Origin of the sequence: Paraburkholderia lebeckiae (assembly GCF_050436325.1) — a bacterium.
GTDB lineage: Bacteria > Pseudomonadota > Gammaproteobacteria > Burkholderiales > Burkholderiaceae > Paraburkholderia > Paraburkholderia tuberum.
In genome coordinates, this window is sequence record NZ_JBNDLZ010000003.1 from 3,376,447 (window position 1) to 3,387,641 (window position 11,195).

The following is an 11,195-nucleotide window of genomic DNA, read 5'->3' on the forward strand; positions in this document are numbered from 1 at the left end:
TCCGGTGGAGAAAAGACATGAGCGATAACGTAAGCAACAACGCAGCGATCCGTCTGTCGGTGAAGGGCGTCAACAAGCGCTTCGGCGGCCTGCAAGCGCTTTCCGAGGTCGGACTGCAGATCCGCGCAGGCGAGATCTACGGTCTGATCGGCCCGAACGGCGCCGGCAAGACAACCTTCTTCAACGTGATCACGGGTCTGTACACGCCGGATTCGGGCGAGTTCAAGCTCAATGGCGAGAACTACACGCCGACCGCGGTCTATCAGGTCGCGAAGGCGGGCATCGCGCGCACGTTCCAGAACATCCGTCTGTTCGGCGGCATGACCGCGCTGGAAAACGTGATGGTCGGCCGTCACGTGCGCACCAAACACGGTCTGCTCGGCGCGGTGTTCCAGACCCCGGCCGAGCGTCAGGAAGAGCGCGAGATCAAGGAACGCGCGCTCGAACTGCTCGACTACGTCGGCATCACGCAGTACGCGGACTACACGTCGCGCAACCTGTCGTATGGCCACCAGCGTCGGCTGGAAATCGCCCGTGCATTGGCGACCGATCCGAAGCTGCTCGCGCTCGACGAACCGGCGGCCGGCATGAACGCCACCGAGAAGGTCGAGCTGACCAAGCTGCTCGACAAGATCCGCGCGGACGGCAAGACGATTCTGCTGATCGAACACGACGTGAAGCTCGTGATGGGCCTGTGCAACCAGATGACGGTGCTCGACTACGGCAAGGTGATTGCTCAGGGTCTGCCGCAGGATGTGCAGAAGGATGCGAAGGTGATCGAAGCTTATCTGGGTGCGGGGGTCCACTGATGTCCACGACACAAGCAATGTTGAAAATCAAGGGCCTGCAGGTCAACTACGGTGGCATCCAGGCGGTCAAGGGTGTCGACCTCGAGGTCGGGCAGGGCGAACTCGTCACGCTGATCGGCGCGAACGGTGCGGGCAAGACCACGACGATGAAGGCGATCACGGGCCTGAAGGCGTATGCGGCCGGCGACATCGAGTACATGGGTCAGTCGATCAAGGGACTGCCGGCGCACGAGCTTCTGAAGCGCGGTCTCGCAATGGTGCCGGAAGGGCGCGGCATCTTCGCGCGCATGTCGATCGTCGAGAACATGCAAATGGGCGCGTATCTGCGCAACGATGACGATGGCATCAAGTCGGACGTCGAGCGCATGTTCGGCTTTTTCCCGCGTCTGAAGGAGCGTGCATCGCAATACGCGGGCACGCTGTCGGGCGGCGAGCAGCAGATGCTCGCGATGGCGCGCGCGATCATCTCCCGTCCGAAACTGTTACTGCTCGACGAACCGTCGATGGGTCTGTCGCCGATCATGGTCGAGAAGATCTTCGAAGTGGTGCGCCTGATTTCCTCTGAAGGCATGACTGTGCTGCTCGTCGAGCAGAACGCGCGGCTCGCGCTGCAGGCGGCGAATCGCGGTTACGTGATGGACTCCGGTCTGATCACGATGTCGGGCGATGCGAAACAGATGCTTGACGATCCGAAGGTTCGGGCCGCGTATTTGGGCGAATGAGCGGGCGAGCGAGTGGGTGAATAAGCATGTGACGAGTTGGAGTGCGCGCCGGTGGCGCACACGTCCGGCTTGCAACGCGCCCCGCGATGCAATGTCGCGGGGCGCGTTTTATTTTTCCGGTTGGGACGTGTATTAAGGGAGTCGCCCGATAACCGAACTGATTTCGTCTTTTGTGAACGCACGCAGCGTTTGCGAGCGGACATTGCCGGCCGAGCCGAGTGCGAAGCCGAAGGCGAGGAAGCTCTGCTCGTCTGCCGCTTCGACGACCGAGACAACGTCGTATGCCCCTAACGTCCAGTAGATCTGCTTCATTTCGCAGCCAAAAGATTTCGCCATTTCCGCCGCCTGCCCGGCTCGCTCTGCACTGTTCTTGATCGTGCGGATACCCTGATCCGTAAATTGCAGGAGCACCACATAAGTCGCCATGAAGATTCCCCTTAGGATTCCAACGCGTTGGGACTCAGACGCATGAGCCGCCCCCGGGGGGAAAGGGTCGCGATTCGCCGCAAACCGGTCTTTCCAGCGCCGGCGTCGTCTCGTGCGTAAACGATTTTAGGCAATCCGTCTGTCCGCCATACGCTGTTTGTCCGAATCCGCCGATATGTGCGCCGCTCAGTTGGAGAACCATTCAAAAAGGCCGCATACGCGAATCAGCGCATGCGGCCTTCTTTGATCAGGTGTGCGACGCGAATCAGCCCGCCGGGGCCGCGTCCGCGTATTCGCCGAGCCGCTTGCCGAGGCTGATCACCGCATCGGCGCGATAGCCGAGCGCATCGTAGAACGCGCGCACTTCAGGCGTCGCCGACGATAGCACCTGCAGATTCAGCTTCGGACAACCACGCTTGGTCAACTCGCTCTCGACGTGCGCGACGAGTCGCGTGCCGATGCCATGACGTCGCAGCGATGCATCGACCGCGAGCGAATACAGCCAGCCGCGGTGTCCGTCATAGCCGCCCATTACGGTGCCGACGATACGGCCATCGAGCACCGCGACGAAGAACAGCTCCGGTTGCGTCGCGAGCTTGTTGGCGATCGACAGACGCGGGTTGCGCTGCGGTCGCGTCACGTCGCGATACTCGGGAAACACGTCCTGCCATAGCGCAATCACGGCTTCGGTATCGGTCGCGTCGAAGCGGCGGATCGACAGCGTCGTGTTCGTCGTCATCGGTGCGCTCCGTGGTTGATTACAGCGAGTCGAGAACCGAGCGCAGCATCGCCAGCATCTGGTCGATTTCTTCGGTCGTCACGTTAAGCGCCGGCATGAAGCGCAGCAGGTTCGGACGCGCGGCGTTCAGCAGCACGCCGTCGGGTTGCATGTCGCGCGCCTTCTCGACAATCTGGTTGCCGCTGTCCTTGCTGAGCAGCAGCGCGCGCAGCAGACCCTCGCCGCGCTCGCCCTTGAAGCCGCGCTCCTCGGACAGTTCGAGCAGCTTCGTGCGCAGATATTCGCCGCGCGAGCGCACGCCTTCGAGGAAGCCCGGTGCCGTCAGCTGCGAGATTACCGAGTAGCCGACCGCGGTCATCAGCGGATTGCCGTTGTAGGTGCCGCCCTGGTCGCCCGCTTCGAACACGGCGATTTCCGCCTTCGACAGCAGCGCCGCGAGCGGCACGCCGCCGCCGATGCCCTTGCCGAGCGTCATGATGTCCGGCTCGATGCCCGACAACTGATACGCGAACAGCGTGCCGGCGCGACCACAGCCGCTTTGCACTTCATCGACGATCAGCAGAATGTTGTGCTTTTTCGTCAGCTCGCGCAGTTGCTGCATGAATTCCCGGGTCGCGGGGATCACGCCGCCTTCGCCCTGGATTGGCTCGAGCATCACCGCGACGGTCTTCGCGTTGATCAGCTTTTCCACCGACGCGATGTCGTTCAGGTCCGCCTTCGGGAAGCCCGGCACCTGCGGCGCGTAGATCGTGTCCCAGCCCGGCTTGCCGCTGGCCGACATCGTCGCGAGCGTGCGGCCGTGGAAGCTGTGGTCGAACGTGATGATCTCGAACGCGCCGTCTTTGAACTTCCTGCCCCACTTGCGCGCGAGCTTGATCGCGCCTTCGTTCGCCTCGGCGCCGCTGTTCGCGAAGAACACCTTGTCGAAGCAGCTGTGCTGCGTGAGCAGGCCCGCGAGCTTCGCCATCGGCTCGTTGTAGAACGCCGGCGACGGGTTGATCAGCAGCTTGGCCTGCTGGTTCAGCGCTTCGATCATGCCGTCGTTGCAGTGGCCGAGGCTATTGACCGCCCAGCCCTGAATGAAATCCAGGTAGCGCTTGCCGTTGTTGTCGTAAATCCACGAGCCTTTGCCGTGCGTGAAAACGATTTCAGGCCGGTTCGTGATGTACATCAGCGAATCGATTGGATACTCATTGAAATTCATGACAGCAGACTCCAGGCAAAAGGGTATGAGCAGGGTGAAGAAACGGTGACGATTTGGCCAATAAAAACGGCGGCCGGAAAAACAGAAAAGCCACGGCATGCCGTGGCTTTCATGATTCGAACAGCTTGCGCCCAGGTTTTGTGTGGCGCGAGTCCGTGACGAAGCCAGCGGCGTCCCTAGGGGAGCGGCGAGCGGCGACGTCGGAATTCGGACTGGATGCGGTTCATGCGCGAAAGAATACGATAAGGAAAGCGCTGATGTAAACGATGAATTTGCACTTGCGCTGCATCGGGGGGAATTTGCCGCCGTGCAATCAGACCGCGTTCGCGAGATCGGCCGCGCTGGTGAACGAGTCCGCGTAGAACTCGTCTTCCGGTAACTGGTGATGCTGCGTGAAGTCGCGCAGCGCCGATTCGACCATCACCGGCGCGCCGCATGCATACACCTGGTAGGCCGACAGATCGGGCAGATCCTCGATCACCGCCCGATGCACGAAGCCCGTGCGGCCCGTCCATGCGTCGCCCGCATCGGGCTCGGAGAGCACCGGCACGAACTTGAAGTTCGGAATCTCGCGCGCCCATTGCTCGGCGAGTTCGAGCAGATACAGGTCTTTCTTGCGGCGCGCGCCCCAGTAGAGCGTCATCGGGCGCGTCATGTTCTTGAACACCGCATGCTCGACGATCGCCTTCAGCGGCGCGAAGCCGGTGCCCGACGCGAGCAGTACGATCGGCTTGTCCGAGTCTTCGCGCAGGAAGAACGTGCCGAGCGGCGCTTCGAAGCGCAGGATGTCGCGTTCCTTCATCGTGTTGAACACATGGTCGGTGAACGCACCGCCGGGCATGTGGCGGATGTGCAGCTCGACCGGGCCTTCGACGTGCGGCGCGCTCGCCATCGAATAGCTGCGGCGCTTGCCGTCCTTCAGGATGAATTCGAGGTACTGGCCGGCCAGATATTGCAGACGTTCGTTGGCGGGCAGTTGCAGCTTCACGACGATCACGTCGTCGGCCTTGCGCTCGATCGCGTTCACGCGGCACGGCAGCTTCTTGACCTGCACGTCTCCGACGCCGGCCACTTCGCGGATGTCGACTTCGAGATCGGAACACGCCGTCGCGCAGCACAGGAGCGCCATGTTGCGCGTCTTTTCGTCGTTCGACAGCGCCGACGACGAGTGCGCGCGCTGTTCGACCTCGCCGCTCACGACCGTGCCTTTGCACGAACCGCACGCGCCGTTCTTGCAGCCATACGGCAGGCCGATGCCTTGACGCAGCGCTGCGGAGAGCACCGGTTCATCCTGTTCTACCTGAAACTGCCGGCCGGTTTGCCGGAGCGTGACGTTAAATGCCATAAAGTGTTCGGAATCGAAAAGTCGGAATCGTAATCGGACCCGCCGGATCAACCGCGCGGTACCTGTTGCGTGTGACCGCTACAATGCGCCCACCATGAAAGCGACACGAAACTTCCGCCGGCCGCGCGTGCTGATCGTAGGATGCGGCGACGTCGGCATGCGCTGCGTGCCCCTCTTGCGGCCGCGCGCGCGTATCTTCGCGTTGACGAGCCATGCCGCGCGCTGCGATGAGTTGCGCGCCGCGGGCGTGACGCCGCTCGTCGGCGATCTCGACGCGCGCGGCAGCCTCAAACGGCTCGCGCGCCTCGCGCCGACGGTGCTGCATCTCGCGCCGCCGCAGAAGTCCGGCGACGACGATCGACGCACTCGCGCGCTGCTTGCGACGTTAGGTGCCGGGGGCCGCATGAACGCTTGCGCGGCGAGGTTGTCCGTCGTGCCGATCGCGCGCTTGCGCCGTGCGCGCGCTTCAGGTCTGGACGCTGAAACACCCGATATTGTACCCGACGGGGTGCGCCGGACCGGCGCTTGGCGGGCACTGGTGCGCATCGTTTACGCGAGCACGACGGGCGTCTACGGCGATTGCGGCGGTGCGTGGATCGACGAAACGCGCGCGCTGCGGCCCGCGAATGCGCGCGCCAAACGTCGCGTGTCGGCCGAGCGGCAGTTGCGGCACGCGACGGCGCGCGGCAGCGTCGCCACGAGCATCGCGCGGATTCCGGGCATCTATGCGCGCAACCGTCTGCCGCTCGCGCGGCTCGAAAGAGGCACGCCGGCGCTCGTCGATGCCGACGACGTCTACACGAATCACATCCACGCCGACGACCTCGCCGCGATCCTCGTGCGTCTCGCCACGCATGGCCGGCCCGCGCGCGCACTGCATGCGTCCGACGATTCGTCGCTGAAAATGGGGGAGTATTTCGACGCGGTCGCCGATGCGTTCGGGCTCGCGCGCCCGCCGCGCATCACGAGAGAGCAGGCGGAGCAGCAGATCGATCCGATGCTGCTGTCGTTCATGCGCGAGTCGCGCCGGCTCGTGAACCGGCGTCTGAAGGATGAATTGCGGGTACGTCTGCGCTATCCGAGCGTCGAGGATTTTTTGCGCGAGGCGAACGGGAAACGCGGCTAGGCCGGCAGCAGAAACAAAATACCGCCTCGCGAGGGCCGGGTTGCCCCCGCCACGCGTATCCGCCGCACCGCATCAATGCGCCGCGCAAAACGAGCTGCGCGGTCCGACCGGCATCAAGTCAGCGCAGGCAGCACTTCCAGCAACAGGAAGCACAGCATGCCGCCGATCAATGCGCCGATCAGATTCGGATGGTACTTGTGCCGCAGCCGCATGATGACCAGCAATCCGCCGACCAGCAGCAGCGCAAAGCAGATGAACACGATCATTGCGTGCGAAAACGCCATCGTGCCGTCGATATGCATGGCGCCCCTCCTTGAAACCTTTGTATTCGTTTGTTTAGTCGAGTATAGGGCGACATGTAAGCAACGGCATGCTGCAACGCAACGACCTACGTTCGGTGCACCGCAATGCGCGCGCGGTTTGTCCGGCGCATCAAGGTCTTAGGCGGGCCCTCGTTGCGGCTAGTCGTTTACCCGGCCCGCAGCGCGGCAAGGCCCGCTGCGTCGAGCCATTGCCATGCGCCGGGCGCGAGCGCCGCGGGAAGCGCGAGCCCACCGATCCGTTCTCGATGCAGCGCCTCGCAGCGGTTGCCCGAGGCCGCGATCATCCGCTTGACCTGGTGGTATTTGCCTTCGAGCACGGTGAGCGCGAGCGTGTGAGTGTCGCGCGCCTGGGCGTCGAGCGCGGCGCTCGGTTTCGTTTCGCCGTGCAGCAGCACGCCGTCGCGCAGCGCGGCGAGCTGCGCGTCGTCGAGCGGATGGCGCGTGGTCGCGACGTAGAGCTTCGGCACCTTGCGTTTCGGCGACGTGAACTGATGCACGAACTTGCCGTCGTCGGAGAGCAGCAGGAGGCCCGTGGTGTCCTGATCGAGACGGCCGACGCACTGCACGCCGCGCTCGGCGAACTGCGGCGGCAGCAGGCTGAACACGCTCAGATGATGCTGCGGATCGCGCGAGCATTCGTAGCCGATGGGCTTGTTCAACAGCAGATACGCGTGCTCGCGATACGGCCATTCGACGCCGTCGACGCTAAAGCGCAACGCGCCGCCATCAACAGCGAAATCGGCGTCGGCATCGGTGCAAATCGCACCGTCGACGCTGACGCGGCCGTCGCCGATCAGCGCGCGGCATTGGCGGCGCGAACCGAAACCTTGAGTGAAGAGGATGCTTTCGAGATTCATGGCGAGCGAAGAATAACACCGCAAGAAGCGGAGCGCCCCGCAAGTCCCAAGCGCCGACGATGAATGCCTCACGTCAAACCTCGGGAGTGCATCGATGTCCGCCACGTCTTCCCCTTCGTCGTCTTCGCCGTCCAATGCGCAACGTCTGCCCCGCGTATTCCAGCGCCTCGCCTGGTCGAACCTGTGCGCGCAATCGGCGGAGCAGATCAGCCTCGCGGCCGCGCCGCTCGTCGCGGTGTTCGCGCTCGGCGCCAACGCGCGCGATACCGGGCTGCTGCAAACCGCGCAGACGCTGCCGTTCCTGTTGCTGTCGATGCCGCTCGGCGTCTGGGCCGACCGCCGCTCGCGCCGCGTGCTGATGACGCTCGCCGAGAGCGTGCGGGTCTGCGCGATGTTGTGCGTGCTGCTGCTGGTGCTAACGCATGCGCTGAACCTGCCGCTGCTCGCCGCGCTCGGCTTCGTCGCCGCGACGGGTACGGTCGCCTACAACGTTGCGGCGCCGTCGCTGGTGCCGTCGATCGTGCCGCGCGACGCCTATGCGAGCGCGAACGGCCGGCTCGAACTCGCGCGCAGCGTCGCGTATTCGGCGGGGCCGGCGCTGGGCGGCGTGCTGGTCGGCTGGATCGGCGCGGGCTGGGCGTATGGCGGCGCGGCGATGTTGTCGGCGTTCGCGGTCGCGATGCTGGCGGGATTGCGCGAGCCGCAGCGCGCGGCCGCGCCGCGACGGCACTTCATGCTGGAGCTGCGCGACGGCACGCGCTTCGTGCTGCGCGATCCGTTGCTGCTGCCGATGCTGCTGACCGCCGTGTTCTTCAATCTCGGCTTCTTCATCCTGCAGGCGGTCTATGTACCTTACGCGGTGCATCGGCTGGGGCTCAATGCCTCGGCGGTCGGCGTGACGCTCGGCGCGTACGGGGTCGGCATGGTCTGCGGCGCGCTCGCCGCGCCCGCGGTCGCGCGGCGTCTCGCATTCGGCCGTCTGCTGATCGTCGGACCGTCGTGCGGCCTGCTCGCGTCGCTCGTGATGGTGGCGACGCTGATCGTCCCATCGTTCTGGCTCGCGCTCGCGAGCTTCTTCCTGCTTGGCGCGGGACCAATCCTGTGGGTCGTCGGCTCGACCACGCTGCGTCAGGCGATCACGCCCGAACGGATGATCGGCCGCGTGTCCGCGCTGATCAGCACCGCCACCTACGGCGCGCGGCCGGTGGGCGCGCTGCTCGGCGCCGCGCTCAGCTCGCGCTGGAGCATCGACGTGTGTCTGGTCGCGGCGTCGCTCGCGTTCGTCGTGCAGGCGCTGATCATCGTGATGTCGCCGGCGGCGCGGCTCATGGGCATTCCCGAACATAGCGCGGCGGCGTGCTGAGCGGCGGAGCGCGGCACGCGGTGAAGCCACCCATCGCCCCGATGAAAATGGATTTTCACCGGGGCGTAACAGGAACTCGGCCGCCGAAAGGCCCTTGTCTGAAGGGCTTTGTACGGTGAAAACCCTCGGAATGTGAAAATGAATTTTTTTTGGCGCATTTTCCATGTAAATATAATTTCATCCAGTTCGCATCGAACAACCGCGCCTTTCCGCCCGCATGATCCATCACCCGTCCGCTGTGCCGAACCCCGCCGAGCAGGCCATTGCCGCGCGCATCACCGCCGCGATGCCGACGCTCACGCCGATCCACCAGCGCATGGGCGAGTACGTGCTGGCCCATCTCTTCCGCGCGGCGACGATGCGTATCGACGAGCTCGCGAGCGTGGTCGGCGCGTCGGTCGCGAGCGCGAATCGCTTTGCGCGCGCGCTCGGCTTCGACGGTTATCCGCAGTTTCGCGAGGCGCTCGTGCGTGGCTTCGAGGCGACGCTCGCGCCGGTCGAGCGGCTGCGCAGCGCGCAGGAAACGCTCGCGCCCGGTGACGATCTGATCGACGCGTCGCTCGAGCAGGCCGCCAACAATCTGCACGCAACGCGCACGTCGATCGATCGCGCGACCGCCGACGCCGCCGTCGACGCGATCATCGCCGCGCGTCGCGTATTCGTGATCGGTTTCGGCGCCAGCGCGTTTCTCGCGAGCCTGATGGAGCACGGACTGCTGCCGTATCACGACAACGTGCATTCGCTCGCGCTGAGCGGCGGGCCGTCGCATGCGGCGCGGCACCTCGTGGGTTCAGGCCCGGGCGATCTCGTGATCGGCATCGCGTTTCCGCGCTATGTCGAGGACACGATCGAGCTCGCGCGCCGCGCCTCCGAACGCGGCGCACGCGTGCTCGCGCTCACCGACGGTCCGCGCTCGCCGCTCGTGCAGTTCGCGGACCTGTCGCTGTATGTCCGCACCGACCGGCGTCTCGCGTCGAACGCCGATTCGGCCGTGCTCGCGGTCATCGAGGCGTTGTGCGACGCGGTCGCGTATCGCGCGCAACGCTCGGTCAAGGCGGCCGCCGAGGTCAGCGAGTTCGTGCTGCCGTGGCTGTTCGATCCGCAGTCGGGTGCGGCCGGCGCCGCGCAGGAGCCGGCGCGCGCCCTGAGCAAAGCCGCGCGCGCGAAGGCTGCAAGGCTAAAACACAGCGACGGCGCAAAGGCCGACAGCACTCAAGCCAGGGATGCCGAAGCAAAAGCCACCACAGCACCCCGCACTCCCCGAACCACACGCACTCCTCAATCCAAACGATGAACTTCAACGCAGTCATTGCCATTCACGGCGGGGCAGGAACGATCCTGCGCACTTCGATGTCGGCCAGCGCCGAAAGCGGATATCACGCGGCGCTCAACGCGGTGCTGAGCGCTGGCCAGCGCGTGCTCGCCGACGGCGGCAGCGCGCTCGACGCGGTCAGCGAAGCGGTGCGGCTGCTCGAAGACTGCGCGCTCTTCAACGCGGGCCACGGCGCGGTGTACACGGCGGCCGGCACGCACGAGCTCGACGCCGCGATCATGGACGGCCGCACGCTCGACGCGGGCGCGATCTGTTGCGTGACGCGCGTGCGCAATCCGATTCTCGCCGCGCGCCGCGTGCTCGAGCGCAGCGACCACGTGCTGTTCACCGGTGAAGGCGCGGAAGCATTCGCGGCCGCGCAGGGGCTCGCGTTCGTCGACAACAGCTACTTCGATACCGACGCGCGCTATCGCCAATGGCAACTGGCCCGTGAGCAGCAGCGTCCGATGCTCGATCACGACGCCGCGACGCTCGCGTCCACGGCTTCGAGCAACGACGACCCGACGCCGCACGAGCCGATCGATCCGAACCGCAAGTTCGGCACGGTCGGCGCAGTCGCGCTCGACCGCCACGGCCATCTCGCCGCGGCGACCTCGACGGGCGGCGTGACCAACAAGCAGGCGGGCCGCGTCGGCGATACGCCGCTGATCGGCGCGGGCTGTTATGCGGACGACGCGACCTGCGCGGTATCGACCACCGGCTCCGGCGAAATGTTCATGCGCATGGTCGCCGCCTACGACGTCGCCGCGCAGATGGCCTATCGCCAGGTCTCGCTCGAAGAAGCCGCGCACGACGTCGTGATGAACCGCTTGCCGAAGATCGACGGACGCGGCGGCCTCGTCGCCGTCGACGCGCGGGGCAACGTCACGCTGCCGTTCAATACCGAGGGTATGTACCGCGGTTTCGCGCGGCTCGGCGAAGCGCCGGTGACGGCGATCTATCGCTAGC

At 65.2% G+C, this 11,195-nt stretch carries 12 protein-coding genes; 6 read left to right on the forward strand and 6 right to left on the reverse strand.

Features of this window, described 5'->3' with window-relative positions:
- The first annotated feature begins 17 nt into the window (after positions 1 to 17).
- Positions 18 to 809 carry an ABC transporter ATP-binding protein gene (locus tag OKW44_RS33555; RefSeq protein WP_018421574.1) on the forward strand — a complete coding sequence of 264 codons (792 nt, stop codon included), beginning with the start codon at positions 18 to 20 and terminating at the stop codon, positions 807 to 809.
- 17 nt (positions 810 to 826) lie between these two features.
- Entirely contained in the window at positions 827 to 1,531 is a 705-nt protein-coding gene (locus OKW44_RS33560) for an ABC transporter ATP-binding protein (RefSeq protein ID WP_026225995.1), read from the forward strand.
- A gap of 132 nt (positions 1,532 to 1,663) precedes the next feature.
- Here OKW44_RS33560 and OKW44_RS33565 read toward each other — a convergent pair whose 3' ends face one another.
- From OKW44_RS33565 to OKW44_RS33580, 4 genes are all read right to left on the reverse strand, one after another.
- Positions 1,664 to 1,957, reverse strand: coding sequence for a GYD domain-containing protein (locus OKW44_RS33565; RefSeq protein ID WP_018421572.1), 294 nt, complete (start codon positions 1,955 to 1,957; stop codon positions 1,664 to 1,666).
- Between the two features lie 265 nt (positions 1,958 to 2,222).
- On the reverse strand, positions 2,223 to 2,696 hold the full coding sequence (locus tag OKW44_RS33570) for a GNAT family acetyltransferase (protein WP_018421571.1): 474 nt from the start codon (positions 2,694 to 2,696) through the stop codon (positions 2,223 to 2,225).
- A 19-nt stretch (positions 2,697 to 2,715) separates the two neighbouring features.
- Positions 2,716 to 3,900, reverse strand: a complete 1,185-nt coding sequence (locus tag OKW44_RS33575; RefSeq protein ID WP_018421570.1) for an acetylornithine transaminase — start codon at positions 3,898 to 3,900, stop codon at positions 2,716 to 2,718.
- Between the two features lie 313 nt (positions 3,901 to 4,213).
- Positions 4,214 to 5,245, reverse strand: coding sequence for a CDP-6-deoxy-delta-3,4-glucoseen reductase (locus tag OKW44_RS33580; RefSeq protein WP_018421569.1), 1,032 nt, complete (start codon positions 5,243 to 5,245; stop codon positions 4,214 to 4,216).
- 94 nt (positions 5,246 to 5,339) lie between these two features.
- On the opposite strand from OKW44_RS33580, the gene OKW44_RS33585 reads away from it, so the two are divergent.
- Positions 5,340 to 6,371 carry a Rossmann-fold NAD(P)-binding domain-containing protein gene (locus OKW44_RS33585; protein ID WP_018421568.1) on the forward strand — a complete coding sequence of 344 codons (1,032 nt, stop codon included), beginning with the start codon at positions 5,340 to 5,342 and terminating at the stop codon, positions 6,369 to 6,371.
- Positions 6,372 to 6,484: 113 nt separating this feature from the next.
- On the opposite strand, the gene OKW44_RS33590 is transcribed toward OKW44_RS33585, so the two are convergent.
- Both OKW44_RS33590 and OKW44_RS33595 read right to left on the reverse strand, forming a co-directional pair.
- The gene (locus OKW44_RS33590; RefSeq protein ID WP_018421567.1) at positions 6,485 to 6,673 is read right to left on the reverse strand and encodes a hypothetical protein; all 189 of its coding nucleotides are present in this window, start codon (positions 6,671 to 6,673) and stop codon (positions 6,485 to 6,487) included.
- Between the two features lie 167 nt (positions 6,674 to 6,840).
- A complete protein-coding gene (locus OKW44_RS33595; protein WP_018421566.1) occupies positions 6,841 to 7,551 on the reverse strand; it encodes a pseudouridine synthase in 711 nt (236 codons plus the stop codon).
- A gap of 94 nt (positions 7,552 to 7,645) precedes the next feature.
- Between OKW44_RS33595 and OKW44_RS33600 the strand changes: the two genes are divergently transcribed.
- The 3 genes from OKW44_RS33600 to OKW44_RS33610 all read left to right on the forward strand — a co-directional run bounded on the left by OKW44_RS33600 (position 7,646) and on the right by OKW44_RS33610 (position 11,194).
- Positions 7,646 to 8,914 (forward strand): MFS transporter, encoded by a 1,269-nt coding sequence (locus OKW44_RS33600; RefSeq protein WP_018421565.1) that lies wholly within the window; start codon positions 7,646 to 7,648, stop codon positions 8,912 to 8,914.
- A gap of 217 nt (positions 8,915 to 9,131) precedes the next feature.
- Complete coding sequence (locus tag OKW44_RS33605; RefSeq protein ID WP_018421564.1) at positions 9,132 to 10,208, forward strand: MurR/RpiR family transcriptional regulator; 1,077 nt, start codon at positions 9,132 to 9,134, stop codon at positions 10,206 to 10,208.
- Positions 10,205 to 11,194: an isoaspartyl peptidase/L-asparaginase family protein gene (locus tag OKW44_RS33610; protein ID WP_018421563.1), complete on the forward strand. Its 990-nt coding sequence runs from the start codon at positions 10,205 to 10,207 to the stop codon at positions 11,192 to 11,194. Before OKW44_RS33605 ends, OKW44_RS33610 begins: the two co-directional genes overlap by 4 nt.
- Position 11,195 lies beyond the last annotated feature (1 nt).